The sequence below is a fragment of the Streptomyces sp. NBC_01571 genome (assembly GCF_026339875.1).
GTDB lineage: Bacteria > Actinomycetota > Actinomycetes > Streptomycetales > Streptomycetaceae > Streptomyces.
In genome coordinates this window covers 981,472-1,007,501 of sequence record NZ_JAPEPZ010000001.1, presented here as the reverse complement: position 1 = coordinate 1,007,501, position 26,030 = coordinate 981,472, and the positions used below count along the sequence as shown (strand labels likewise).

The 26,030-nt window shown below is 71.3% G+C and carries 23 protein-coding genes; 9 read left to right on the top strand and 14 right to left on the bottom strand.

The window, feature by feature from the left end; translation table 11 throughout:
- Nucleotides 1-28: 28 nt before the first annotated feature.
- The gene (locus OHB41_RS04635; RefSeq protein ID WP_266696668.1) at nucleotides 29-1,699 is read right to left on the bottom strand and encodes an acyl-CoA synthetase; all 1,671 of its coding nucleotides are present in this window, start codon (nucleotides 1,697-1,699) and stop codon (nucleotides 29-31) included.
- Nucleotides 1,700-1,876: 177 nt separating this feature from the next.
- Here OHB41_RS04635 and OHB41_RS04630 point away from each other — a divergent pair, with 177 nt between their 5' ends.
- The 5 genes from OHB41_RS04630 (at nucleotide 1,877) to OHB41_RS04610 (ending at nucleotide 6,214) form a co-directional block, all read left to right on the top strand.
- Nucleotides 1,877-2,677, top strand: coding sequence for a crotonase/enoyl-CoA hydratase family protein (locus OHB41_RS04630; protein WP_266696667.1), 801 nt, complete (start codon nucleotides 1,877-1,879; stop codon nucleotides 2,675-2,677).
- 50 nt (nucleotides 2,678-2,727) lie between these two features.
- Entirely contained in the window at nucleotides 2,728-3,669 is a 942-nt protein-coding gene (locus OHB41_RS04625; protein WP_266696666.1) for a Zn-ribbon domain-containing OB-fold protein, read from the top strand.
- Nucleotides 3,670-4,725 (top strand): thiolase family protein, encoded by a 1,056-nt coding sequence (locus OHB41_RS04620; RefSeq protein ID WP_266696665.1) that lies wholly within the window; start codon nucleotides 3,670-3,672, stop codon nucleotides 4,723-4,725. It begins immediately after the preceding gene.
- Nucleotides 4,722-5,888 carry a thiolase family protein gene (locus OHB41_RS04615; RefSeq protein ID WP_266696664.1) on the top strand — a complete coding sequence of 389 codons (1,167 nt, stop codon included), beginning with the start codon at nucleotides 4,722-4,724 and terminating at the stop codon, nucleotides 5,886-5,888. The genes OHB41_RS04620 and OHB41_RS04615 overlap by 4 nt, the downstream gene beginning before the upstream one ends.
- 83 nt (nucleotides 5,889-5,971) lie before the next feature.
- On the top strand, nucleotides 5,972-6,214 hold the full coding sequence (locus OHB41_RS04610) for a DUF397 domain-containing protein (protein ID WP_153292344.1): 243 nt from the start codon (nucleotides 5,972-5,974) through the stop codon (nucleotides 6,212-6,214).
- Nucleotides 6,215-6,528: 314 nt separating this feature from the next.
- Here OHB41_RS04610 and OHB41_RS04605 read toward each other — a convergent pair whose 3' ends face one another.
- The 10 genes from OHB41_RS04605 to OHB41_RS04565 form a co-directional block, all read right to left on the bottom strand.
- On the bottom strand, nucleotides 6,529-7,416 hold the full coding sequence (locus OHB41_RS04605; RefSeq protein ID WP_266696663.1) for a DUF6282 family protein: 888 nt from the start codon (nucleotides 7,414-7,416) through the stop codon (nucleotides 6,529-6,531).
- A complete protein-coding gene (locus tag OHB41_RS04600) occupies nucleotides 7,403-8,098 on the bottom strand; it encodes an RraA family protein (RefSeq protein ID WP_266696662.1) in 696 nt (231 codons plus the stop codon). The genes OHB41_RS04605 and OHB41_RS04600 overlap by 14 nt, the downstream gene beginning before the upstream one ends.
- On the bottom strand, nucleotides 8,095-8,676 hold the full coding sequence (locus OHB41_RS04595) for a hypothetical protein (protein ID WP_266696661.1): 582 nt from the start codon (nucleotides 8,674-8,676) through the stop codon (nucleotides 8,095-8,097). Before OHB41_RS04595 ends, OHB41_RS04600 begins: the two co-directional genes overlap by 4 nt.
- Complete coding sequence (locus OHB41_RS04590; protein ID WP_266696660.1) at nucleotides 8,612-10,312, bottom strand: isocitrate/isopropylmalate family dehydrogenase; 1,701 nt, start codon at nucleotides 10,310-10,312, stop codon at nucleotides 8,612-8,614. Before OHB41_RS04590 ends, OHB41_RS04595 begins: the two co-directional genes overlap by 65 nt.
- Nucleotides 10,309-11,166, bottom strand: a complete 858-nt coding sequence (locus OHB41_RS04585; RefSeq protein WP_266696659.1) for a hypothetical protein — start codon at nucleotides 11,164-11,166, stop codon at nucleotides 10,309-10,311. Before OHB41_RS04585 ends, OHB41_RS04590 begins: the two co-directional genes overlap by 4 nt.
- On the bottom strand, nucleotides 11,163-11,549 hold the full coding sequence (locus tag OHB41_RS52555) for a hydroxymethylglutaryl-CoA lyase-like TIM-barrel protein (protein WP_526024890.1): 387 nt from the start codon (nucleotides 11,547-11,549) through the stop codon (nucleotides 11,163-11,165). Before OHB41_RS52555 ends, OHB41_RS04585 begins: the two co-directional genes overlap by 4 nt.
- Nucleotides 11,546-12,094: a beta/alpha barrel domain-containing protein gene (locus OHB41_RS52550; protein ID WP_526024889.1), complete on the bottom strand. Its 549-nt coding sequence runs from the start codon at nucleotides 12,092-12,094 to the stop codon at nucleotides 11,546-11,548. The genes OHB41_RS52555 and OHB41_RS52550 overlap by 4 nt, the downstream gene beginning before the upstream one ends.
- Before the next feature lie 297 nt (nucleotides 12,095-12,391).
- Nucleotides 12,392-13,294, bottom strand: coding sequence for a LysR family transcriptional regulator (locus OHB41_RS04575; RefSeq protein WP_266696658.1), 903 nt, complete (start codon nucleotides 13,292-13,294; stop codon nucleotides 12,392-12,394).
- Nucleotides 13,295-13,476: 182 nt separating this feature from the next.
- Entirely contained in the window at nucleotides 13,477-14,760 is a 1,284-nt protein-coding gene (locus OHB41_RS04570; protein ID WP_266696657.1) for a multidrug effflux MFS transporter, read from the bottom strand.
- A 374-nt stretch (nucleotides 14,761-15,134) separates the two neighbouring features.
- Complete coding sequence (locus OHB41_RS04565) at nucleotides 15,135-15,332, bottom strand: tautomerase family protein (RefSeq protein ID WP_266696656.1); 198 nt, start codon at nucleotides 15,330-15,332, stop codon at nucleotides 15,135-15,137.
- A 298-nt stretch (nucleotides 15,333-15,630) separates the two neighbouring features.
- Here OHB41_RS04565 and OHB41_RS04560 point away from each other — a divergent pair, with 298 nt between their 5' ends.
- The 3 genes from OHB41_RS04560 to OHB41_RS04550 all read left to right on the top strand — a co-directional run bounded on the left by OHB41_RS04560 (nucleotide 15,631) and on the right by OHB41_RS04550 (nucleotide 19,483).
- Nucleotides 15,631-15,966 carry a hypothetical protein gene (locus OHB41_RS04560; RefSeq protein ID WP_266696655.1) on the top strand — a complete coding sequence of 112 codons (336 nt, stop codon included), beginning with the start codon at nucleotides 15,631-15,633 and terminating at the stop codon, nucleotides 15,964-15,966.
- 69 nt (nucleotides 15,967-16,035) lie between these two features.
- Nucleotides 16,036-18,927, top strand: coding sequence for a helix-turn-helix transcriptional regulator (locus OHB41_RS04555; RefSeq protein ID WP_266696654.1), 2,892 nt, complete (start codon nucleotides 16,036-16,038; stop codon nucleotides 18,925-18,927).
- 58 nt (nucleotides 18,928-18,985) lie between these two features.
- On the top strand, nucleotides 18,986-19,483 hold the full coding sequence (locus OHB41_RS04550) for a hypothetical protein (RefSeq protein WP_153292346.1): 498 nt from the start codon (nucleotides 18,986-18,988) through the stop codon (nucleotides 19,481-19,483).
- 10 nt (nucleotides 19,484-19,493) lie between these two features.
- Here OHB41_RS04550 and OHB41_RS04545 read toward each other — a convergent pair whose 3' ends face one another.
- From OHB41_RS04545 to OHB41_RS04535, 3 genes are all read right to left on the bottom strand, one after another.
- A complete protein-coding gene (locus OHB41_RS04545; RefSeq protein ID WP_266696653.1) occupies nucleotides 19,494-20,513 on the bottom strand; it encodes an LLM class flavin-dependent oxidoreductase in 1,020 nt (339 codons plus the stop codon).
- 181 nt (nucleotides 20,514-20,694) lie between these two features.
- Nucleotides 20,695-22,674 carry an N-acetylmuramoyl-L-alanine amidase gene (locus OHB41_RS04540; RefSeq protein WP_266696652.1) on the bottom strand — a complete coding sequence of 660 codons (1,980 nt, stop codon included), beginning with the start codon at nucleotides 22,672-22,674 and terminating at the stop codon, nucleotides 20,695-20,697.
- Between the two features lie 419 nt (nucleotides 22,675-23,093).
- Nucleotides 23,094-24,233: an aminoglycoside phosphotransferase family protein gene (locus OHB41_RS04535; RefSeq protein ID WP_266696651.1), complete on the bottom strand. Its 1,140-nt coding sequence runs from the start codon at nucleotides 24,231-24,233 to the stop codon at nucleotides 23,094-23,096.
- A 232-nt stretch (nucleotides 24,234-24,465) separates the two neighbouring features.
- Here OHB41_RS04535 and OHB41_RS04530 point away from each other — a divergent pair, with 232 nt between their 5' ends.
- Nucleotides 24,466-25,965, top strand: coding sequence for a DNA-binding protein NsdB (locus OHB41_RS04530; protein ID WP_266696650.1), 1,500 nt, complete (start codon nucleotides 24,466-24,468; stop codon nucleotides 25,963-25,965).
- The last annotated feature ends 65 nt before the right edge of the window (nucleotides 25,966-26,030 follow it).

The following is a 26,030-nucleotide window of genomic DNA, read 5'->3' as shown; positions in this document are numbered from 1 at the left end:
TGCGGCGGGCGAGGGTCGCGCGCGGGGCTCAGCCGCCGGCCTCCGCGGCCACCGAGCGTGCCCAGCGGTAGTCGGCCTTGCCGCTGGGTGATCGCTGGATGGCGTCCGTGATGACCAGCTGGCGGGGGATCTTGTAGCCGGCCAGGTGGTCCCGGACGTGGTCCTGGATGTCCTCCAGGGACGGCCGGCGCGCGCCCTCGCGCAGCTGCACGACCGCCGCCACGTGGTTGCCCCACCTCTCGTCCGGCACCCCGGCGACCAGGGCGTCGTACACGTCCGGATGGGACTTGAGGGCCTGCTCGACCTCCTCCGGGTAGACCTTCTCGCCACCGGTGTTGATGCACTGGGAGCCGCGGCCGAGGACGGTGACGATGCCCTCCTCGTCGACGGTCGCCATGTCGCCGAGCAGCACCCACCGCTCGCCGCCCCTGTGGAAGAAGGTCTCGGCGGTCTTCCTGGGGTCGTTGTAGTAGCCGAGGGGTACATGGCCGCGCTGCGCGATGCGTCCGACCTCACCGGCGGCGATCGGTTCGTGGGTCGCCGGATCCACCACCTGCGTACGGGAATTGACGCGCACCCGGAAGCCTCTTTCGGGGCCCGAGTCGGCAGTGGCGGTGCCGTTGAAGCCGGACTCCGAGGAGCCGAAGTTGTTGAGCAGCATCACGTTCGGGACCAGCGCCTGGAACTGCGCGCGGACCGTCTCCGACATGATGGCGCCGGACGACGACAGGCTGAACATGGAGGAGCAGTCCGTGCCCTTCATGGACCCCTTCAGCGCGTCGACCAGGGGTCGCAGCATCGCGTCGCCGACCAGCGACACGCTGGTGACCCTCTCCCGCTCGATCGTCCGCAGGACCTCCTCGGGCACGAACTTGCGGTGGATCACCACCCGTTGCCCGAAGTTGAACCCGATGAAGGCCGTCAGTGTCGAAGTGCCGTGCATCAGCGGGGGAGTGGGGAAGAACGTGATGCCCTCACCGCCCGCCGCGACCCGCTCGGCGAGCTCCTCCGGCTTCGCGACCGGCTCACCCGTCGGGGCGCCGCCGCCCAGGCCCGCGAAGAAGAGGTCCTCCTGCCGCCACATGACGCCCTTGGGCATACCGGTCGTGCCGCCTGTGTAGATGATGAACTGGTCGTCCGCCGAGCGCGCCGGGAAACCCCGCCCGGGAGACCCGGCGGCCTCGGCGTCCGCGAAGTCCACGAGGGTCGGAGCCGGAGGCGGAGCGGGAGCGGAGGTGTCGGGAGCGGTCCGCGCGCCGGCCGTCCCGGCGCCGGACGCGGGTGTTCCCACGCGCACGAGATGGCGCAGCGCCCGGGTTCGCGGGAGCGCCGCCGTCACCCGGTCGGCGAACTCCGCGTCGAAGACCAGGGCCACCAGATCCGCGTCCTGATAGAGGTAGACCAACTCCTCCTCGACGTAGCGGTAGTTGACGTTGACCGGCACGATCCGCGCCTTCAGGCAGGCCAGCACGGTCTGTACGTACTCGATCCCGTTGTACAGGTGCAGCCCCAGGTGCTCGCCGGGGCGGATGCCGCTGTCGATCAGGTGGTGGGCGATGCGGTTCGCCGCCGAGTCCAGTTGCGCGTACGTCAGCCGGCGCTCCGCGCCCGTGCCGGGGTGGTCGAGGTAGACCAGCGCCTCGCGGTCGGGGACCGCGTCGACGACCGACTCGAACAGGTCGGCAAGGTTGTACTCCACCGCTCCTCCTGACGCCGAACGTCCGGGGCCGCCCCTCGGCTCGACGGTCATCAGAGCAAAGCCCGCCGCAACTGGGAAGGGCCCGCGCAGAAGAAATCTGACTGTCTGTCAGAAAACCCTTGTACTGACTCCACGCCTCCTGCAACCTGTTCTCGTTCCTGCGACGGGAGGACGGCAATGGGTGGGACGGAACACCTCACCGTGCGGCGCGAAGGCGCCACGCTGGTGCTCACGCTCAACAGGCCCGAGGCCAAGAACGCGCTTTCACTGCCGATGCTGGTCGGCCTGTACGACGGCTGGACCGAGGCCGACGCGGACGACGCGGTCCGCTCGATCGTGCTCACCGGCGCGGGCGGCGCCTTCTGCGCCGGCATGGACCTCAAGGCGCTGGCCGGTGGGGGCATGGCGGGCGAGCGGTACCGGGACCGGCTGAAAGCCGACCCCGATCTGCACTGGAAGGCGATGCTGCGCCATCACCGCCCCCGTAAACCGGTGATCGCCGCCGTCGAGGGACCCTGTGTCGCGGGCGGTACCGAGATCCTCCAGGGCACCGACATCCGTGTCGCGGGCGAGTCGGCGCTCTTCGGCCTCTTCGAGGTCAGACGCGGACTGTTCCCGATCGGCGGGTCCACCGTGCGACTGCCACGTCAGATCCCGCGCACGCACGCCCTCGAAATGCTGCTGACAGGGCGCTCCTACTCGGCCGCGGAGGCCGCCGGCATCGGTCTCGTCGGCCAGGTCGTGCCGGACGGAACGGCGCTCGCCAAGGCGCTCGAGATCGCCGAACAGATCAACGCCTGTGGCCCGCTCGCCGTCGAGGCGGTCAAGGCGTCCGTGTACGAGACCGCCGGGATGACCGAGACCGACGGCCTCGCCGCCGAACTCGCGCGCGGCTGGCCGATCTTCGACACCGCGGACGCCAAGGAGGGTTCCCGCGCCTTCGCCGAGAAGCGCCCACCCGTCTACCGGCGCGTCTGACCCCCGAGCCCCCGCCCGGGCGCGCCTGACCCCCGAAGGAGACATCCGGGATGCCCGAAGTCCTCAAAGCCCCCCTCGTCGTCGAGTTCCCCTTCACCCGTTCGCTCGGCCCCGTTCAGAGCGCGTTCCTCACCGGACTGCGCGAGCGGGTGGTCCTCGGCGTGCGGACCACCGACGGCAGGACGCTCGTCCCACCCGTCGAGTACGACCCCGTCACCGCCGACGAGCTCCGCGACCTGGTCGAGGTCGCTCCCACCGGCACCGTCACCACCTGGGCCTGGAACCACGCCCCGCGCCGGGGCCAGCCCCTCGACACCCCGTTCGCCTGGGTCCTGGTCAGGCTCGACGGCGCCGACACGGCCCTGCTGCACGCCCTCGACGCTCCCGGCCCCGACGCCGTGCGCACCGGCATGCGGGTGCGGGTCCGCTGGGCCGGTGAACGCTCCGGGGCCATCACGGACATCGCCTGCTTCGAACCGTACGACGGCGATCCGGGCGAAACCGGCGGTCACGACGGCCGGTTCGCCGACATGGTGACCGGCATCGTCACCCCCGCCCGCCTCGACTACGTGTACTCACCCGGACGCGCCCAGAGCGCCTACCTCGAGGCCCTCTCCGAGCGGCGCACCGTGGGGGAGCGCTGCCCGTTGTGCCGCAAGGTGTACGTCCCGCCCCGGGGCGCGTGCCCCACCTGCGGGGTCGCCACCGCGGAACAGGTCGAGGTGGGACCGCGGGGCACGGTCACCACGTACTGCATCGTCAACATCAAGGCCAGGAACCTCGACATCGAGGTGCCCTACGTCTACGCCCACATCGCCCTCGACGGCGCCGACCTCGCGCTGCACGGCCGGATCGGCGGCATCCCCTACGACCAGGTGCGGATGGGGCTGCGGGTGGAGCCGGTGTGGACGCGGGACGGCCGTCACCCGGACCACTACCGGCCGGCCGGTGAACCCGACGCGGACTACGAGACGTACAAGGAGCTGTTGTAGATGCGGCCCATCAGGGACGTCGCCGTGGTCGCCTTCGGGCAGACCGACCACCGGCGCTCCAGCGACGAACTCTCCGAGGTGGAGATGCTCATGCCGGTCCTGCACGAGGTCCTGGACCGGACCGGCCTGAAGACCAGCGACATCGACTTCACCTGCTCCGGTTCGACGGACTACCTCGCGGGCCGTGCCTTCTCCTTCACCATGGCGCTCGACGGGGTGGGCGCCTGGCCGCCGATCTCCGAGTCGCACGTGGAGATGGACGGGGCGTGGGCGCTGTACGAGGCCTGGACGAAGCTCCTCACCGGTGACGCCGACACTGCGCTCGTGTACGCGTACGGGAAGTCGTCGCCCGGTTCCGTACGGGACGTCCTGACCCGGCAGCTCGACCCGTACTACGTCGCGCCCCTGTGGCCCGACTCGGTCGCGCTCGCCGCACTCCAGGCCCGGGCGCTCATCGACGCGGGGGACACCGACGAGCACGCGCTCGCCGGTGTCGCGTCCCGCAGCCGGACCTCGGCGGCCGCCAACTCCCACGCGCAGCTGCGGGGTTCGGTGACCCAGGGCGACTACGTCGTACGTCCCCTGCGGGCCGGTGACTGCCCGCCGGTCGGGGACGGCGCCGCCGCGGTGATCCTCGCGGCGGGCGAGCGGGCCCGCGAGCTGTGCGAGCGGCCCGCCTGGATCCGCGGCATCGACCACCGCATCGAGGCCCACGGCCTCGGCGTGCGCGACCTGACCGACTCCCCGTCCGCCCGCCTCGCCGCCGAGCGGGCCGGGGCCTTCGAACGGCCCGTCGAAACGGCGGAGTTGCACGCGCCCTTCACCTCGCAGGAGGTCGTCCTGCGCAAGGCGCTGCGGCTCGCCGACGACGTGGACGTCAACCCCTCCGGCGGAGCGCTCGCGGCCAATCCGGTCATGGTGGCCGGACTCGTCCGCATCGGGGAGGCCGCCGCGCGCATCCACCGGGGCACCTCCGACCGGGCGCTCGCCCACGCCACCTCGGGGCCCTGCCTCCAACAGAACCTGGTCGCCGTACTCGAAGGGGATCCGCGATGAGCAAGGAGCCCGTGGCCGTCGTAGGCGTCGGCCAGACCAAGCACGTGGCGGCCCGGCGGGACGTGTCGATCGCCGGCCTGGTCCGCGAGGCGGCCCGCCGGGCCCTGGACGACGCGGAGCTGACCTGGTCCGACGTCGACGCCGTCGTCATCGGCAAGGCACCCGACTTCTTCGAGGGCGTCATGATGCCGGAGCTGTACCTCGCCGACGCGCTCGGCGCCGTCGGCAAGCCGATGCTGCGCGTGCACACGGCGGGCTCCGTCGGCGGCTCGACCGCACTGGTCGCCACCAACCTCGTCGCGGGCCGCGTCCACGGCACCGTCCTGACCCTGGCCTACGAGAAGCAGTCCGAGTCGAACGCCATGTGGGGCCTGTCCCTGCCGATCCCCTTCCAGCAGCCGCTGCTGGCGGGGGCGGGCGGTTTCTTCGCGCCGCACGTACGCGCGTACATGCGGCGTACGGGTGCGCCCGACACCGTCGGTTCCCTGGTCGCGTACAAGGACCGCCGCAACGCGCTCAAGAACCCCTACGCGCACCTCCACGAGCACGACATCACCCTGGAGAAGGTCCAGGCCTCCCCGATGCTCTGGGACCCGATCCGCTACTCGGAGACCTGCCCGTCCTCGGACGGCGCCTGCGCCATGATCCTCACCGACCGTGCGGGCGCGGCCCGTTCACCCCGTCCGCCCGCGTGGCTGCACGGCGGCGCGATGCGCAGCGAGCCCACCCTGTTCGCCGGCAAGGACTGTGTGTCACCGCGGGCGGGCAAGGACTGCGCGGCCGACGTCTACCGGCAGGCGGGCATCACGGACCCGCGCCGGGACATCGACGCCGTGGAAATGTACGTACCTTTCTCCTGGTACGAACCCATGTGGCTGGAGAACCTCGGCTTCGCCGACGAGGGCGAGGGCTGGAAACTCACGGAATCCGGGGTGACCGAGCTCGACGGGGACCTGCCCGTCAACATGTCGGGCGGCGTCCTCTCCACCAATCCGATCGGCGCCTCCGGGATGATCCGCTTCGCGGAAGCGGCGCTCCAGGTACGCGGGCAGGCGGGAGAACACCAGGTGGAAGGGGCTCGCAGGGTACTGGGACACGCCTACGGAGGCGGCTCCCAGTTCTTCTCGATGTGGCTGGTCGGGGCCGAGCCGCCCAGCTCCTGAAACCGTCCCCCTCACGTGGCCTGTCCGCCACCGGAACCGATCGCTAGGCTGGCGGCGGACGACGAACCGGGAGGAGCACGGACGTGGCCGAGAGCACCATCGAGCAACACCCGCTCGCGGGCTGGGACAAGCCTGAGCTGGACCTGAGCAACGCCGAGTGGCAGTCCAGCAGCCGAGGGCGAGGTGACGTCCAGATCGCCTTTGTCGAGGGCTTCATCGCGATGCGCAACAGCGGCCGCGCCGAGAGCCCTTCCTTGATCTTCACGCCCGCCGAGTGGGGCGCGTTCGTGTCGGGGGCCCGCGAGGGCGAGTTCGATCTGACCTGAGCCGGCGCCTCGCACGAGGAGAAGGAACACGCGAGCGGTGACCCCGTCCCCCGGCCGGTGCCGAGCCGTACCGGACCCGGGAGACGGCCGGCACCTCCCGCGCCGAACGAAGACGGCTGCCGTCTGCGAAGGGCCGTTCCCCGCGGGGCCCTTCGGCGAGGCGCGCCCACCGGGGGCGACGCGCTCCGGCGTACCGCCCCCGCCACCGGCCGCCCGGCCACTCCTGCGTTTTCAGGGTGTGGTCGCATTCAGCACTGGCAGGTGGTGGGGGCGGCGGCCTCCCGCCTGTACGTCCGGCAGGACGGGGGGCGCGGTCACAGGCTCAGCATCTTCAGGGGCTCGGTGCGGGTGATCTCCGCGATCCGTTCAGGAGTCAACTCGGCCTGGTGGAAGGACGACCGGCTCCACTCCAGCCATGGCTCGATGTCCATCTGGGACGGCTGGCCGAGGTCGGAGCTGTAGACGACCCTCGGCAGGAGGGACAGGACGTCGGTGAAGTCGGACAGGTCCTGGTATTCGAGAAGTCGGGTGAGCGCGGTCTGCTCCGTCCATACCTGCTCCGCGGCGGCCACCTCCACGAGGTCCTTGCAGGTCAGCCCGGTCATCGGATTGGCGGGCTGGTTGAGCATCAGGCGTGGCAGGTCCAGCCGTACGGCCTCGTCGACCAGGAGTCGCACCTCGTGGGCGTCGGCGTGGCCGGTGGAGATGACCACCGGCAGATCCCGTGCGGCGCGCAGGACCTCACGGACCTCCGTGCGCAACACCCGGCTGTCGTCGGCGACGGTGAGCGGGCGCAGGCCCCCGGCGAGGAGCTGGGAGGGGGTGCGGGTCAGCCGGCTGCGGTGAGTGCGGCCGGTGACCGTGGGCAGATGGACGATCAGGCGCAGTCCGCTGTCCTCGCCGTGCTGGATGACGGCCTGTTCCACGGCCCGCGCGTCGAATCCTCCCGCCAGGGCGTTGAGGACGATCGAGCCGGAGACGGGCAACCCCTGTTGGCGGGCCTCCCATGCCTGGGCCGCGGTCGAGCCGAGGTGGTTCTTGAGGACGACCCAACCCCCGTGCCCGGCGTAGATCGCACCGGCGGTGGCGGCGGTGTGGCGGCGCAGATACGCGTCCGGACCTACGTGGTAGTGGACGTCGATGAAGCCGACGTCCTGTAAGGGCGGGGGACTGGGCCGCCCGGTGTCTTCAGTGGTCGTCATGGTCGCCCTTGTCCTCCCAGGGACGGGCGTAGCCGAAGCGGGCGCGTGCCTCGTCCAGCCTGTCGCCGCAGAGCGCCGCCGCCCGGATACGGGACTCCGTACGCTCCACGGCCTCGGCGCGGCGGACGACCTCCTCGACGAGGTCGGCCGGGATGCGTAGCGCGCCGTTGTCGTCGGCGAAGATCCAGTCGCCCGGGCGGACGGACGTACCCGCGATGTCGACCTCGGCGCCGGTACGGTCCAGCACCGCCCGGTTCTTGCCGCTGACCATCGTCACACCGGTGCTGAACAGCGGGTACCCGGCGGTGCGGCTCTCCTTCACATCGCGTACCGAGCCGTGCACGACCGTTCCGCAGACGCCGCGGTGCAGTGCGACGGAACTGAGGAGGGAGCCCCAGTTGGTGCACATGCGGCTGCCGCCGTTGTCCACGACGACGACCGAACCGGGCGGCACGTCGTCGATGTAGTCGGCGGCGTTGCGAAAGCCGGTGTCGTCGTCGACCTCGCGGTAGCGGACGGTGAAGGCGGGTCCGCAGGCGATGCTGCCGGGGGTGCGCGCCGCGATGCCGGGCAGCACGCCGGGCGGGGTGCGCAGGCTGTCCATGGCGTCCGAGAGGGCGGCCGTGTCCAGCCCGGCCATGCGTTCGCGCAGCGCTTCGGTTTCCACGGGAGCGGTGGTCATGCGGATTCCTCCGTGAGCGGGTGGGCGCGGCCGGTGAGGTGCCGGGTGAGGGACCATGCCGCGAACTCGGTGAAGTAGGTGGTGACTTCGGCCCCGCGATGGGGGACGGTCGACGTGTGGGCGCGCTCGCCGGTCTCGTCGCGGACGACGCAGGTGATGGCGACCGTTCCGGTGTAGGTCGTACGGCCCCCGCCCCGCCAGACGCCGGAGAGGGAGACGCCGAGTGAGCCCGAGCCTTCGCCGCTCCGGCGCGCGCGGGTCACTTCGGCCGCGAGGACGCCCCCGGTGAGCTGGTCGTCGATGTCCAGGACGAGGCCGCGCTCGTCGAGCAGAAGCGCCAGCTCCTGGACGGCGGTGCGGTCCCGGTCGGTGACGACGTGGTCGGCGAGCGCCGTGTCCAGGCGCTTGGCCATGACGTCGGCGGATTCGGGCGGGCAGCCGAGTCGGATGTCGACGTACGGGTAGTGCCAGCGGTACGCGGGTTTGACCGGTACACCGCTGTCCCGTACGAGTTCATCGACGAGGGCTGCCGCGTCCGCTTCGATGAGGCCGAGCGTGCGGCGGAAGACGGCGGTCACCTCGGGGGGGTCGGGGAGGTGCGACAGGCCGTCGCGCAGCACGGACTCCAGCATCGGAAGGCATTCGCGCGGCGGCCCGGGGAGCATGATCACGGTGCTTTCCTGGACCTGGGTCCGGCAGCCCCAGGCAGTACCGTTGAGGTTGGGCAGCAGGTCGGCGCCCTCGGTGAACAGTGCCTGACGGCGGTTGTCGTCGTGGATGGCGACGCCGAATCGGGTGAGGCGGTCCACGACCCTGCCACGCCTCCTCGCGGTGTTCGAGCGGGCGTCCCAGCGCGCGGGCGACGGCACCGCGGGTCACGTCGTCCGAGGTGGGGCCCAGCCCGCCCATCACCACGATCACGTCGTCGCGGCCGAGGGAGGGACGGATGGCGTCGGCGATGCCGGCCTCGTCGTCGCCGATGGTGTGGCGGACGCGGACCGGGATGCCGCGCTCGGCGAGCATCCGCGAGGCGACACGGGCGTTGGAGTCCTCCAGATCACCGCGGAGCAGTTCGTCCCCGATGGTGACGACGGCTGAGGTCGGGGCGTGCGGGACCTCGCGGCAGGCGTCCATGACCGCCTGGGCCGCCTCGGTGGTGGTGGCGCCACCGCCCAGGTCGTAAGTGACCCGGTCGCGCCGGCGGGTGACATGGCGTACGGCGTCCCGGACACCACGCGCCTCGCCCTCGAAGCCGAGGTGCTCCAGCAACAGGCCGATGGTGAGGAACGCCGCGACGGGATTGGCGCGCCCGTGTCCGGCCATCGCCGGGGCGCTGCCGTGCACCGGCTCGAAGTAGTTGCCGGCCTCACCGATGTTGGCGCTGGGCGCCAGGCCGAGTCCGCCCATCACGCCGCCGCCGAGGTCGGAGAGGATGTCGCCGAACATGTTCTCGGCGACGATCACGCCGAAGCGCTCCGGGCGGCGCGCCATCCACAGGGCGACCGCGTCCACGTTGAGGACCTCGAAGGGGATCTCCGGGTAGTCGGCGGCGATCGCCTCCAGCCGTTCCAGGACGTACGCGCTGCTGTGCCGCAGGACGTTGGGCTTGTCGGCGAGGGTGACCCGTTCGTAGCCGTGGCCGCGGGCGGTCTCGAAGGCGAAGCGCAGGATGCGGTCCAGGCCGTGCGAGGTCTGCAGCCGGACGCTGGCCGTTGCGCCCGGGCGGCCGCTGCGGCGGACGTTGGGGTGGTCGGCGACCAGCGGCCACATCTCGTCCGGTACGTGGTTCCAGTCCAGGCCCGCGTACAGACCCTCGGTGTTCTCCCGGACCACGCAGAAGCGGTACGGGGTGCCGCCGCCGAGGTGGTTCTCCACCGGTCGCAGATTGGCGAACAGGTCGAGACGCTGGCGGAGTTGGATGATGGGCGAGATGTACTGCGGGGCAGACGCACGCAGTTCGGGAGCCAGCTCCGCGAGTGCCTCGCGGCGTGGCTTGCTGGTGGTGGCGCCGAGCAGCACGGCGTCGCTGCGGCCGATCAGGTCCCAGGTACGGTCGGGAACGGGGGTGCCCTCGCTCCGCCAGTACTCCCAGCCGATGTCACCGAATTCGAGGTCGACGGGCAGGCCGAGTGTCTCGATCACCGGCAGCGCGGCGTCCAGGACCTCCGGTCCGATTCCGTCGCCGGGCAGGACTGCGACGGTCTTGCGGTTCATGAGTGTTCAGCTCCCAGGAAGCGGGTGAGGGTGTCGCGGGTGAGGGCGGGCCGGTCGGCGTGGGGGCGCATTCCGGCCTGCGGTACGCCCGTCAGGTGGTGTCGCGGGCCGGGTCCGGTGGCCAAGTGCTTGCGCTGGACGAGCAGGGACCGTTCGCCGTACACGTGCAGGAGGGCGCCCGGGAAGTCCCGTACAGGGCCGCGGACATCGGCCGCGTGCAGCAGCCGCAGGCCGGCGGACAGTCGTCGCCCCGCCAACTCCTCTTCGGGATCGGGGGGTTGGCCGGCGTCGGGCTCGGTGCGCGGGAGGGTGGTGGCGCCGGGTTGCCGGCCGGGGCCGCGGACGGCCTCTTCGAGGAGTCGCAGCGCCGAGGGAAGGCCCTGGGCCTGGACGGCGGCGGCGATCCGTTCCAGTTTCGTGTCCAGTTCGTCGTCGGCGACGGACGGACCGGAAAGCAGCAGCACTTTGGCGTGATGGGTCCACTCGTGCGTGAGCAGGGCCTGGACGACGGCGCCGCCCAGGGCATTGCCGACCAGCAGGTCGGGGGCCACGGCCGGGGACGGGCCGCACGCACCGTCCGCGTGCGGTGCGAGGTGGCGCCCCCAGCGGTCCACGAGGGCCTTCAGGTCGTCACCGTCGCACAGTAAGGACAGGGTGTCGTAGACCGTGATCCGGTGTCCTGAGGTGAGCAGCGGTTCGGCGACCTGGTGGAAGAACGAGCCGTGGTCCCAGCGGGGCATGACGGGCGCGAGAACGACCGCGTGGCGCGGTGCGTCGGCGTCGCCCAGCACGGCGAGGGCCGGGGCCGGGGCCGGCGCGGCAGCGAGCGCCGGCCCCGGGGGACGCGAAGTCACCGGGCGCCTGCCGCGGTCAGTTCGCGGGCCGCCGAGAACGCGTCGCCGATCCGGTCCACGGGGAGCTTGGCGCGTTCCTCGACGGAGAGGTCGAAGTGCCCCAGGACCAGGTCGGGCAGTGGCAGCGAGGGCGTGGCTTCCGGGATCCGGGACTCCATGCGGTGGGCGAGGCTGAGGATCCGGCCGAGGTCGTACGCGTCGGTGTCGGCGCGCCGGCCGAGGTAGGCCAGCCACTGCTCGGTCACCAGGTTGCCCGGGCCCTTGCCCATGCCCAGGATGGAGGAGTCGATCCAGGTGGCTCCCGCGTCGACGGCCGCGATGGCGTTGGCCAGCGCCAGGCCGAGGTTGTTGTGGGCGTGCAGACCGATGGCCGCGTCGGTCACCGAGCGGACCAGGGTGACCAGTTGGTCACCTCGCGGGGCAGCATGCTGCCGTTGGAGTCGGCCAGATAGACCACGTCGGCGCCGGCGTCGCCGGACAGCGCGGCGAGTTCGACCAGTCGGCGCCGGTCCAGCTGACTGACGCGGGTGATGTTGACGGTGGTGGTGAAGCCCAGCCCGTCGGCCTGGGAGAGCAGGGCGAGCCCGTGCTCCGGCGCGCCGGAGGGCAGGCAGAACCGGATGAGGCGGACGCCGGCATCGTACATGCGCGGCAGGTCGTCCTCGGTGATGTTCTTCGGGTGCAGGATCATGCAGAGACGGTCGGGGGAGACGACCTCGGCGACCGCGCGTATGTAGTCGTCGGCGCCCACGCCAGTACGGCCGATCCCGGGCTTGGGTTTGAACGAGCCGTTGCGGTAGCCGATCTCGACCCACTCCATGCCGGCGGCGACGCTCTCACGCGCGTGGTGCAGTGCGTAGTCCAGCGGGAAGTCGAAGTTGTTGCGGTAGCCCCCGTCGCGCAGCGTCACATCAAGATTGACGATCATTACCCCTCCATGTATGGCGCATGCAGTTGGCGGGGTGACAGCCGCGTGTGAATCCGTCGCGACATGACGCGACGGATTGCCTGGGATTCAACACGCTGTTATTTCGGAGGATTTTCCTCGAGCGGCATCCCCCGTCACATCACCCCGTTGGCGAACTTCACGGTTCAACTGCCCATACTTTTCAGCCGGAAAGCACATCGGCGAAGGCGTAAGCCGGAAGTTCGTCTGTTCATAACGTATCGCATGTCTTCAAGTGAAGATCAACGGGAGGGTAAAGAGTTCGCCATGCCCGATGACTCAGTTCTCCCCCGCGACTTTCCGCCGAACCCGTGCACTTGCTGCCGTCAGCAACTCCAGGCGTGCCGGGTCGGCGTTTTCCCGTACGGCGAGCGACATGCGGATGGTGAGGGGATCTCCGATGAGCGGAAGCAGGGAGATCCGGCGGGAGGACACCGTGTTTGCCGCTGTCGGGTACATCAGGGTCCAGCCGGTCGCGCCCGCGCCGAGCTCGGCGAGGGTGTCCTGGAGCCGGGTGGAGGGCGGGCCGAAGGTCGGCTCGAAACCCGCTGCGCGGCAGGCGGCGACGACGGCGTCGAAGAGCACTGCGTTCTCCCCGCGGGAGGCGATGCGCAAGGGCAGCCCGGCCAGATCGGCCAGATCCAGGCGGCGGTGTGCGGCCAGCGCGTGCGAGGCGGGCAGCGCGACCAGCAGCGGATCGTGCCAGAGTCCGAGAAGTCGCAGGCCAGGAGCGTGTTCGAGGCCGCGGACGAAGGCCGCGTCCAGCCGTCCGGCACCTACCTCTTCCAGGCGCGTGCGGGCGTCGAGGGTCTGGAACTCGAAGCGGGTGCCGGCGCCGCGGTCGGGTAGCGCGTCCAGGAAGTCGTCCAGCCGGGGCCCCAGGGCGGAGCTGATGCCGACACGGAAGGCGGCGGCGCTCGGCGTGGTGAGCCGTTGCGCCGTGGCGGCGAAGGAGTCCCGCGCCTTCAGTAGTTCGCGGCCCTCGGGCAGCAGGGCGTGGCCGACCGGGGTGAGGGTCACGGTGCGACCGGAACGGTCGAAGAGCTGGGTGCCCAGCTCCCGCTCCAGCCGGCGCACCTGCTGGCTGACCGCGGGCTGGCCTATGTGCAGCCGCTCGGCCGCCCTGCCGAAATGCAGCTCCTCGGCAACGGTGACGAAGTACTGAATCTGACGCAGTTCCACAGGATCCCCCCATCCATCAGGGCGATCCCTATTATTGAACGGTGAAACATTCTTGCTCGCGGGATCGCCGCGAGAGAATCCTCGCACACCGATCGACGGCACCCGCCACCGGGCGGGTTCGCTCTTGAGGCCATGCGGTTTCATTCACTGGGGCAGGTATTTGTTCACTGCCCGGATTCCCTTCAGTCGGCGGTAACTCCCCGCAGATCACCGGCCTCCGTGCCGGCGCCGCGGAATTCGCCGTCACACCTTTGTGGAGCGGAGGGCTGCCGCGCCGCCAGCGAAAGGAACAAAGCGAAGGCGGCCGTTCCCAGAACCGCGGCGGCCATGACGAACCAGCCCAGGGCGGAGAGATCGCCCGCCGGCAGCCGGCTGGAGAGGAAGATTCCCAGCGAGGCGGCCAGCAACTGGAGGGCGCCCATCAGGCCGGACGCCGATCCCGCCGTCGAGCGGAAAGCCGTCACCCCCGCACTCATCGACAACGGCAGCAGGAAGCCGTTGCCGAAGGTCATCACCGGCATGAACACCAGGACCAGCAGACCCCAGGGCCGGCCGGCCCCGCTCAGCCCCAGACCGAGCATCATCAGCGCACCGGCGAGAAAGAATCCGTGGCCCATCCACAGCAGTCGGTCAACAGGCCGCGCGCGGACCAGGGTGCGCGAGGTCAGGTTGCCCGCGACGTACGCGATCGAGACGGTGATGTAGCAGTAACTGGTGGTCTGGGTGGCCAGGCCCATCTTCTCGAAGACGAGCGGGGAGGCGGCCAGGTAGCCGAAGTAACCGCCGTACGCCACCGCCAGGTTGATCGTGTACGCCCAGAACAGCGGACGGGTCAGCAGCTTGGGGTAGGCCTTCAGCGTGGTGCCGAGGTGCTTGCTGCGCCGCTCCGGCGGCAGGCTCTCGGGGATCGAGGTGATCATCACGACCAGCGTCACCAGGCCGAGCAGGGCGGTCACCGCAAATGCCGCGCGCCAGGAGACGTACGTGGTCAGATAGCCGCCCACCAGGGGAGCGACGGACGGGGAGACACCCACGATCGGCATGACCGTGGCGAACATCCGGGCCGCGTCCCTCTCCTCGTACAAGTCGCTGATCACGGCCCGGCCCAGCACCATGCCCGACCCGGCGCCCAGCGCCTGGAGGAGCCGGCCGGCACCGAACACCTCGACCGTGGGCGCCACCGCGCACACCAGCGAGGCCACGACGAACAGGCCGAGCCCGGAGACGATGACGCCCTTGCGGCCGTACGCGTCCGAGACCGGCCCGTAGACCGCCTGGGAGACCGCGATGCCGATCATGAACGCGCTGAACGTCCACTGCACGGACGCGACCGGGGTGTGAAAGGCGTGCGCGGTGGCCGGCACACCCGGCAGATTGATGTCGGAGGCGAACAGTCCACCGGCGTTCAGCGAGCACAGAACGGCGAGCAGCAGCGCGTAGGGCGCACGTGTCGATGCGGTCTTCATGACGGACGACTTCCTTGGTCAAAAGTGGGCCGGGGGCGGACCCACCCGGAGGGGGCCGGCGTCCGGACGATCTCCGCCCCCGCCGTCCGGCCCGATGGGGGAGGCCGGGCGCCCTGCCGAGGAGCTCCGGCGGGCGGCCCGGATCGTCTGTGGCCGGGGCGGTGATCGGCTCCTTGTCCGTCAGCGGCGACCGCTGATGCCCCTCGATCCGCACCGGCATGGCGGATCGGATACGCGGACTGCCCGGTCTCCCACCGGATCCGGCGGGAAGCTCCCTCGTAGGTGGCGTCGGGAGTGTCCGACCCCCCGTCCAGGAAGCGCCGTCCCGGAAACGGCGGTTGTGTGTGGGGCTGGTGGGCCGACGGGTCCGGGGGTCAGCGCTTGGCGGCTCGGGCCGCGAGCGTCTCGCCGGCGATCGACCAGCTGTCGGTACCGATCTCCTGCACCGTCAGCCACACGCTCTCCGGCTTGCTGCCGGTGGCCTGCACATACGCGTCGGTCAGGTCACGGACCAACTGGGCCTTCTGTTCGGCGGTCTTGCCGGGGGTCTGCTGAACGTGGATGAGAGGCATGGTGTTCTCCGCTGGATCGAGGTTGAACTGATGCCGTACGGTCCCGGGCCTCAGGGCCGGGAACCGCCGCGGATCCAGTCCAACACCGGGCCGGGGGCTGTCCAAGACGCAATCCGATCTGGCACCGATCACGAATCGTGATGCGTCCCGGATCGTCGGATCACCCGGACCCCGTTCCGTCCTCGGGGACCGGGGATCCGTGATCGAGGACGGCGATCAAGCCGGGATCAGAGATCCCCGTGTCAGGCCGGCCCCAGCTCGCGACCGGCGGAAGCCGTCACCGTGACCGGATTCCCGGATGCGGTCCGGCATCGAAGAGCGCGCCACGGCCGGCCGTCCGACGCTCGACGACGTCATGCCCGCCGCGAGGGAGATGCCCGTCATGGCCGCACGGGACGCCACGGGCGAGGGGACGGCCGCGGTCCCGGTGCGCCTGGGAGGCGGCACCCGCGAGGGACATTCCCACCCGAACATGCTGCCCGCCGAAAGCGTTCGCCGGCCCGCCGGAACGACGTGCGCGGGGCCCGTCACCCCCACGGGACGGGAAGTCCGCGTCCGCCGCACGGGATTGACGAAAGATCCGCTCGTCAGCGACCGTAAGGGCTCCCCGGAAGGCGCCATCGGCGTACGCTGAGGTGCCTGGAGGTCACGGTGCGCACCCGCTCCCCGCGCAGGACGCACCACCGTGGCCAGGGGGTGGAGGATGGGACAGCGCAGCGTACGCAGCAGAAGGACTCTCTACGAACGCGAGAGTGAACTCACCGCTGTCGAGGAGGCGTTGAGCGAGCTCACCGGTCTGCGCAAGGACGGCTCCGAAGCACCCGAGCGGCCCCGCGGCGCGCTCCTCGCCTTCGCCGGACGCGCCGGGATCGGCAAGACGACCCTCCTCGCCGAGGTGCGGCGGCGCGCCGCGGCCAAGGGCTGCACCGTCCTGTCCGCACGCGGCGGCGAGCAGGAACAGCGCGTCGCCTTCCACGTCGCCCGTCAACTCCTGCAACCGCACCTCGCCGGATTCTCGGAGGCCGAACTCCGCGCCTCGCTCGGCAGCTGGTACGCCATCGTCGGACCCGCGCTCGGCCTGTGCGCCGCCGCCGAGGGTGCTCCGCCCGACCAGCAGGGTCTGCGCGCCGGCCTCGACTGGGTCCTCACCCACCTCGCCGTCCAGCGCGCCCCGATGGTGCTCGTCCTCGACGACGCGCACTGGGCCGACCCCGAGTCGCTGAGCTGGCTCGCCGCCTTCGCGCCCCGCGCCGAGGAACTCCCGCTGCTGCTCGTCGTCGGCTACCGGCCCGATGAACTCCCCGACCACGCCGAGTCGTTCAGGGTCCTGCCGGGGCGTGCGGGCCAGCGCCCCGTCGATCTCGAACCACTCAGCGCCGCCGCCGTCGCACGGCTGGTGCGCGAGGACCTCGGCGCCCAGGCCGACGACGCGTTCTGCCGGGAGTGCTGGGCGGTCACGGCGGGCAACCCCTTCGAGGCGGTGGAACTGACCGCGAAGGTGCGCGACCGCGGGCTGGTCCCGACGGAAGCCGGCGCACACCTGCTGCGCGACCTCGCCGCCGCCGTCAAGGGCAGCGGCCTGATCGCCCGCCTCGAACGCCTGGGCACCTCCACCGTCCGCTTCGCCTGGGCTTGTGCGGTGCTCGGCACGGAGATCGCCCCGCCCCTTGCCGCGGCCGTCGCCGGACTCGGCTCCGAGGAGGCCGCCGACGCGGCGGACGCCCTGCGCGGCGCCCGGATCCTCACCGGCGCCGACACCCTGGAGTTCGTGCACCCGCTGGTCGCCACCGCCGTCTACCGCGCCATCCCCGGCGGTGTCCGCGTGGCCCTGCACGGCCAGGCCGCGTGGTGCGTGATCAACGAGGGCCTCGGCCCCTCCGCCGCCGCCCGCCACCTCATGGAGAGCCACCCCGACGGCGACGTCTGGGTCGTCCAGCAACTGCGCGCCGCCGCCCGTGAGACCCAGCGCGCCGGCGCCCCCGACGCGGCCCGCCGCTACCTCGCCCGCGCCCTGCGCGAACCACCGCCCTTCAAGGAACGCGCGGCCGTCCTGTACGAACTGGGCTGCGCCTCCCTGCTCACCGAACCGGCGACCACCGTCAACCACCTCAGGGCCGCCCTCGAGGAACCCATCACCGACCCCGAGCTGCGCCACAACGTCGTCTACCGGCTCTCCCAGGTCCTCGCCCACAGCGACCGGCTCGCCGAGGCCTCCGAGACGCTCGCCCGGGAGAGCCGGATGACCGCGGACGCCCGGGTACGGCTGCGCATGCAGTCCGAGCAGTTCATGTGGGACGCCTTCCGGGCCGACGAGCCCGACTCGCCCGCCCGCTCGCGCCGGCTGACCCGCCTCGCCGACCGACTGACCGGCCGCGACCTCACCGAGCGCTATGTCATCGGCCTGCGCGCCTGGGACGCCACACTGCGCGGCGAACCCGCCCACGTCGCACTGGAACACGCCGAGCGCGCCCTCGCCGGCGGCCTGGGCTGGGCCGAGGCCGACCGCGGCTTCGAAGTGCCCATCCTGGTCGCCCTCACCTTCATGTACGCGGACCGCCCGGGACGCACCGAGGAACTGTTCGCCGCCGGCATCGCCGACTTCGAGAGCCAGGGCTGGCACGGCGCCCACCTCTCCTTCGGCTACACGATCCTCGCCTACGTCCGCTACCGCCGCGGCCGGCTCGCCGAGGCCGAGGACTTCGTCCGCGCCGGCTTCCGGCTCGCCGAGCGCGTCGGGCCCGGCACCCCCGTCCACTGGTACGCCGTCGCCACCCTCGTCGAGATCCTGCTGGCCCGCGGCCGGGTCGCCGAGGCCGCCCGGACCGCCGAGGAGTACGCGTTCCGGGCGCCCTTCCCCGCCGCCGTGACCTTCCCCGACGCCCAGATCGTGTACGGGCAACTGCTGCTCGCCCGAGGCCTCACCAAGGACGCCGCAGCCGAGCTGGCGGCGGCCGGCCGCCGCCTCGACCCACGCGGCATCCGCAACCCCTCCTGGTGCCCGTGGCAGCTCCACCTGGCCCGCGCCGAGAGCCACGACGCACCGGACCGCGCCGTCGCCACCGCCCACGAAGCGGTGCAGCGCGCCCGCCAGTACGGCGCCCCCTCGGCCGTCGGCCAGGCACTGCGGGCCGCCGCCGAGGTCTCCTCGGGCTCCGCTCGCGTCAAACTCCTCGAAGAATCCGTGGCCCACCTGGAGCGCTCCCCGGCCGCGTACGAACTCGCGTGCGCCCTGGTCGCCCTGGGTACCGAGCTGCGCCGCTCGGGCCGCCCCAAGGAAGCCGCCGAACACCTCTACCGAGGGCTCGACGCGGCCGTACAGTGCGGCGCCGACGGGCTCGTCGAAGAGGCCCGTGACGAGCTGGCGGCCGCAGGGCTGCGCCCGCGCAGACTGCACAGCACCGAGACGGACACGCTCACCGCCCGGGAGCGCACGGCGGCCGCGCTCACCGCCGGGGGCCGCACCGCGGACCAGGTCGCCGAGGAACTGCACATCGACGAGCCGTCCGTCGTCCGGCTGCTCTCGGCGGTCTACCGGAAGGTGGGCACGGACCGTACGGGACTGGCGGCGGCGCTGGGCGAACAGCCACCCGCGTAGCCCCGTGCGGGAGACGCCCCCGGGCCCCGGCCGGCGGCCGGACACGTACCATTGCGGCATGTCCTTCCTCCGCCGCCGCAGCGCCACGCCCGCCGGTCCCGACTTCGACGTTCTGGCCATGGATCCGGGCGACTGGCCGGGCAATCTCGGCGCGGGCCTGCTGCCCGCTCCCGACGGCAGCTGCCAGGGTGTCTTCCTGCGCTACGACCTCTTCGGCGGGCGCGGCCCGGCGATGATCATCGGCAATCTGCCCGAAGGTTCGCCGGCCCGGGAGGTCGAGGAGGGAGAGATCCCGTTCGAGGTGGCCCAGCTGCTCCTGGCGCTGGAGAACGACGAGGAGGTCACCGTCACCGGGGTCGAGGACATGCCGGTGATGCAGGGTGACAACCTCCTCATCGTGCGCCGTCTCAAGCTCTCCGAGACCCGGATCTCCTGCGTGCAGTTCGACCGCAGCGACAACGTGCTCGTGACCATCGCCGCCTGGGACCGCCCCATCACCGACGACCTGTACGCGCTGCTCAAGCCGCTGCCCCCGGAGCTCTTCCAGCAGGGCTGAGCCGCCGCGTTCAGCCGGCCGGCCGCCAGCCCAGTGCGGGGCCGAGCCCGCGGGCGATGTCCGTGAGGATCTGGACGTAGTCCTCGTGCGCGAAGGTGAAGGGCAGCGCGAACGCGACCTCGTCGACCTCCTGGAACGCCACGTGGGCGTAGAGACGTTCGGCGATCTCCTCGGAGGTGCCGACCAGGTCGGGCGCGAACATCATCCGGGCCGGACCCTGCGGGGCCGCGGTACGCGGTGTGCGCCCCCGCGCGTACTCCTCGTACTTCTTGCGCTGCTCGGGCGTGGCGCTGTCCGTGGGGATCACGACCAGGCCCTGGGAGACCCGGGCCCGGTCGCGGTCGGGATGGTGGGCGCGGAAGGTCCGGATGTGCGACAGCTGCACCTCGGCGAAGTCCTCCGACTCCTCCGCCTTGACGACACTGCTGGTCAGGAGGTTCATCCCGTGCTCGCCCGCCCACCGCGCCGACCGTAGGCTGCCGCCGCCGTACCACATGCGGCGGCCGAGGCCGGGCGCCTGCGGCTGGACGCGGTCGGAGAACACCTCGAAGCCCTCGACGCCGCTGAAGTCGGTGGCCGGTGTGCCGCGCACGAAGTCCAGCAGCCGCTCCACACGTCCGTAGCCGAAGTCCTCCGCCTCGGCGGTGTCGGGGTAGAGCGCCTGCTTGACCTGGTCGAAGTGCATGGGCGGGCCGACGCTGACACCCGGATTGAGGCGGCCCCCGGACAGCAGGTCGACGGTCGCCAGGTCCTCTGCGAGCCGCAGGGGGTTCTCCCAGCCCACCGGGATGACCGCGGTGCCGAGTTCGATCCGGCTGGTGCGCTGCGAGGCCGCGGCCAGCACGGCGACGGGGGAGGAGATGCCGTACTGCAGATGCCGGTGACGCACCCACGCGCTGTCGAAGCCCAGCCGCTCACCCAGCTCGATGATCTCCAGCGTCGACTCGTGGCCCCGCCGGGGGTCGGCCTCGTCGAACAACCCGATGGTCAGGAAGCCCAGCTTCCGCAAGGGGGTCGAGGTCAGTGGCACGGGGCTCCTCCATCGTTGACGGCAACTCTGTCGAACGCCAGTTCCATGCGGGAACGGTCGGCGATCATCAGAGCAACACGGCGGTCATGGCGAGGAATTCCGCGTGCCGGACGGAGGGACGGCACGGGGCCGGATCCGCCGTGAGCGGATCCGGCCCCTGAGGCGCTCAGGCGTGCCGCTGCTAGGAGTGCGAGCGCGTCACGTCCACATCCGCCGCGCGCACGAACTCGACGCGGTGTCCGAACTGGATCTCGTAGTACATGTCCTTCCCGGTCACGACCTTGTGCGATGTCGTGTCGAAGGTCGGCGAGTAGAAGTACTCGCCCGGCACCTTGTCACCGACCACGTACTTCTGACCCGCGAGGAGCTTGTACGACAACGGGGACACCGCCTGGGCCGGAATGCCCGCCGGGTACGCCTCCTTCTCCGGGTAGGCGCGCCCGTACACGGGGATGTCCGCGAGACCCGCCTTGGGCGTGATGACCTGTCCCGACGTGCTCACCGCCGTCGGGTGGGCCTTGGGGTTCTTGAACCAGGCCTTCTGACCCAGGTACCAGATCGCCGTCCAGTCCCCGTCACGGTCGGCGACCGCGTACTGCTGACCGGTGGAGACACGCGAGCCCACGTCGTTCACGTCGATGGTCGAGTCGGCGCCGTTCGGCCGCAGCCCGATGTCCTTGATCAGCGGTGAGCTGTCGGACGGCAGGCTGTGGAGGCGCACCTCGCTGGAGCCGTGGGCGGCGCAGGCCTGGCCGCTGGTGACGCACCCGGTGTACTGCGGCTTGTTCGCCGCGAAGTCCGGCAGCACCATGACCAGGCCGCCGCCCGCCTTCGTCCGGTGGTACAAGGGGTGGTCCAGCAGGGCGAAGTAGTGCTCCCAGTCCCAGTAGGGACCCGGGTCCGTGTGCATCCCGGGGATTGTGGACGTCGTCGGACCGGGAACGTTGTCGTGCCCCAGGATGTGCTGCCGGTCCAGGGGCACGCCGTACTTCTTGGCGAGGTAAGTCACCAGCCGCGCCGAGGCCCGGTACATCTCCTCCGTGTACCAGGCGTCCGGCGAGGCGAGGAAGCCCTCGTGCTCCAGGCCGATCGACTTGGCGTTGACGTACCAGTTTCCCGCGTGCCAGGCCACGTCCTTGGCCTTCACGTGCTGGGCGATGTGCCCGTCGGTCGAGCGCAGGGTGTAGTTCCACGACACATAGGTCGGGTCCTGGACGAGGTTGATCACGCCGTCCCAGGCGCCCTCGGTGTCGTGGATGACGATGTACTTGATGCCCTGCGACGCGGGCCGGTTGCCGAGGTCGTGGTTTCCGTAGTCGCCGTCGCCGAACTCCGCGTAGGGGGCCGGGATCCACTCGCAGGACACGGTCGTGGGGCACTCCGTGCCGGCGGCGGAGACCGTCCGCAGTCCGGCCCGCCGCAGTTGCGCCGTGTCAGGGCCGATGGCCGGCTGGGCGGCGAGCGTGATCCGCTGGCCGGAGTCCGTGGTGCGCTCGGCGCCCGTACGGATCACGCCGTAGACGTCGTTGGCGTACGTCGCCGCGGTCGCACTGTCGTCCGCGCCGGAGAAGCGTGCCACCGCGGCGTACCAGTCGGCCGCGTTCGCGCTCAGCGGCTCGTCGAGGTCCTTCTGCGCGGCGGCCAGCAGCGCGGCGCCGCCCTCGACGTTCGCGGCCGCGTCCGTGCGCAGGCGCTCGGCCGGGAGCCCGGTGAGTTCGGCCGCCTTCGTCAACGTCTTGAGCCGGGCGGGCAGTTGGGCGTTCTCCGGGACCTTCGTCGTGGGGACGACGGGCGCGCGGGAGCTGTCGCCGCGGGCGTCCTCGGTGCCCTCGCTGTGGTGCGCTGCACCGGCGATCGCCGTCCGGGCGTCGGTGAGGTGCATGGGGCCGTAGCCGCCGCTGACGCTGGGCGCACCGGCGTGTGCGTCCCAGCGGGACTCCAGATAGGAGACGCCCAGGAGGACGCTCAACGGCACGTGGTACTCGGCGGCCGCGCCGGCGAAGGCCCGTTGCAGCCGCGCGGAGGAGGCCTGGTCGACGCCGGCCGCCGGGGCCGCGCCGAGCATCGGGAACATCAGTGCCGCCGAGACGAGGACACCCGCGGCTCTGCGCGCGCGTCTGTGCCCGGCGGTGGCCTCGGGGTCGATGAGAGATCCTCGCAATGCAGCCTCCTGGGACGGTCGGGCGCGGTGGGGCGTGCGGGGCCGAACGAGGTCAGTCGTATCGGGTATCCGACGATCCGTCAATCATGCCCAGGAGCAGCTGATTTCCCATGTCAGCGCTGGATCGAAGGGTTTTCGTGGCGGCGGCGCGGCGGCCTGCGAGGCGTCAGTGGAGTGGACCTGTGGCTCGATCGGGTGAAGTTCTCGACGCAAACGAGTGGGCCGGTCCGGGCGCGTACGTCGCGGACTCCGTGCCTTCGGCGCGCACGGGTCCCTCCTGCGCGCGGTCCGACGGGGCAGAGGGGTTGCGGTATCCATGGCGAAGGTCCGCGGTGCGCCGATGATCCTGGCGCACCGCGGACCTTCGTCCCCCCTCAGGCCCTCGCCTCAGCCCCTCGACGAGTGCCGACCGTCGCCCCTCAGCGAGTGCCGACCGCCGCCCGTACGGCCCGGCGGGCCATCTGGCAGTCGTCGTGCAGCCGCCGCAGCAGCAGCCGTTGTTCCTCGCCGGACGGCAGGGCGCCCGGGTGGGCGGGTCCCGGCGCCGCCGGGGTCGCGTCGTGCATCGAGCGCTGCACCGCTGTCTCGTACGTACGGATCTCACGGGTCAGTACGAGCATCAGGTTCACCAGGAAGGCGTCACGTGCCGCCGGTCCCGCGGACTGGGCGAGCTGACTGATCTGACGGCGTGCCACGGGAGCGTCACCGAGGACCGCCCACAGGGTCGCCAGGTCGTAGCCCGGCAGGTACCAGCCCGCGTGCTCCCAGTCCACCAGCACTGGACCGGCCGGTGAGAGCAGGATGTTCGACAGCAGCGCGTCCCCGTGGCAGAACTGGCCCATGCCCTGACGGCCCGCCGAGTGGGCGATGCCGTGCAGCAGCTTCTGCAGATCGCCCATGTCCCGGTCCGTGAGCAGACCCAGTTCATGGAAACGGGAGATCCGCTCCGCGTAGTCCAGCGGGGCGTCGAACGTCCCGGCCGGTGGCCGCCACGCGTTCAGCCGGCAGACCGCGCCCAGCGCCGCGCGGATGTCCGCGCGGGGCGGCGCCTCGGCCGGGTGCCGCTGGAGCGCGGCCACCCTGCCCGGCATCCGCTCGATCACCAGAGTGCAGTTGTCCGGGTCCGCCGCGATCAGCCGGGGCACCCGGACGGGCGGCCGGTGTCGCACGAACGACCGGTATGCCGCTATTTCGTGCCTGATCCGCTCGGCCCAGATCGGAGAGTGGTCCAGTAAACACTTCGCGACGGCCGTACTGCGCCCGGTCGTGCCGACCAGGAGCACGGAGCGCCCGCTGCGGCGCAGTACCTGGACGGGGGCGAACTCGGGACAGATCCGGTGCACCGACGCGATCGCCGTGCGCAGTTGTGCGCCCTGAGGGCCGGACAAGTCGAGTCTCCCGCTGAGCGGTTGGGTGCCGATCCCCGGAACGCGCCGTGTCCGGGCTGCTCCGAGCACGGGGGCCGCCGGTCGCGCGGGGTCGAGGTAGGGGCCGCTGCCCGCCGGACGGGGATGCAGCGGCCGGGGCGGGGCGGACACGGAGGACGATGCTGTGTACATGGGCGAAACAGATCCCTTCGTGTGCCTGCAAGTTGCCGCGCCGCCCGTCCCGGCCGTCGGGGAACACCCTGGGGGAATGTCCCCGGTAACCGGGTCGGGGTGGCGCATTCCTACCTGACACCGGGTGCCCAGTGGCACACCATCTGGCGCACCCTGGCGAACCCTGGCGAATAGTCGCTCAGCAACTGACAGAGGGTTACTGTCAACTCAGCCGAGAACCTGGGGGCTTGATGTGAACGGACAACCCAACGCTCGTCTGTCGGACCTGTTCGGCCTGGCCGGCTGGTCCAAGGGCGAACTCGCGAGGCTGGTCAACAGGCAGGCGGCGGCCATGGGCCACCCCCAGCTGGCGACCGACACCTCACGGGTGCGGCGCTGGATCGACTTGGGAGAGATCCCGCGTGATCCGGTTCCGCGAGTGCTGGCGGCTCTGTTCACCGAGCGTCTCGGCCGTGTCGTGACCATCGAGGACCTCGGTCTGGTCCGGCACGGGCGTGTGGGGAAACGGCCGGGCGGCGGGAATGTGGAACATCCCGACGGAGTGCCGTGGGCGCCCGAGCGGACTGCTGCGGTCCTCACCGAATTCACGGGAATGGACCTCATGCTCAACCGACGCGGCTTGGTGGGCGCGGGTGCCGCGCTCGCCGCGGGATCAGCACTCAGCAGTGCCATGCACGATTGGCTGCACACCGATCCGGCCCTGGTGGCCGACGCCCCTGACCTCGACAATCCCCTGCACGCCGACTCCGCCGGGTTCGACCGCTACGAGGCCGCCCCCATCGGGTCGCAGGAGATCGAGGAACTGGAGCGCTCGGTCGAGGTGTTCCGGGCCTGGGACGCAGCCCGCGGCGGCGGGCTGCAACGCAAGGCCGTGGTGGGCCAGCTCAACGAGGTGGGAGGCATCCTCTCCTACCGGCATCCCGACCATCTGCAGCGGCGCCTGTGGGGCGTCGCCGCCAACCTCGCCGTCCTCGCGGGCTGGATGTCGCACGACGTCGGCCTGGAGCCCACGGCACAGAAGTACTTCGTCATCGCCGCGCACGCGGCCCGGGAGGGCGGTGACCGGCCCCGTGCCGGGGAGGCGCTCTCCCGCGCCGCGCGCCAGATGGTGCACCTGGGCCGGCCGGACGACGCCCTGGACCTGATGAAGCTCGCCAAGTCGGGCTCGGGCTCCGAGATGCTGCCGCGCACCCGGGCCATGCTCTACACCATCGAGGCCTGGGCACAGGCGTCGATGGGCAAGGGGCAGGCCATGCGGCGCACCCTGGGCGAGGCGGAGGACCTCTTCGTCTCCGACAGGGGTGACGTGCCGCCGCCGAGCTGGATGCAGTTGTTCGACGAGGCGGACATGCACGGCATGCAGGCCCTGGCCTACCGGACGCTCGCGGAGCACGACGCGGCCGCGGCAGCCACGGCCCAGCGCCATGCCAAGGAGGCACTGCACCTGCGCGAGAACGGGCGGCAGCGGTCGCAGATCTTCGACTGGCTGTCACTGGCCTCGGCGTGCTTCATCGCCGACGATCCCGAACAGGCGGACCGCTACGCCCGGCTGGCGCTGGTGTCGATGGGGGCGAACTCCTCCCACCGCACCTGGGACCGGCTGCGCGAGATGTACCGGCTCACCGCTCAGTACTCCAGTTTCCCGAAGATCCACGAACTGCGTGAGGAGATCCAGCTCGCCCTTCCCAAGCCGGTGGCGAAGCCGAGGCGCGCGGGAGACGCACAGGTCTGAAGCCGCCTGTGCGAGGAGATCCGGTGGGAGGGGCCCGTGGGCCGAGTCCGGTGTTCGGCGTGATC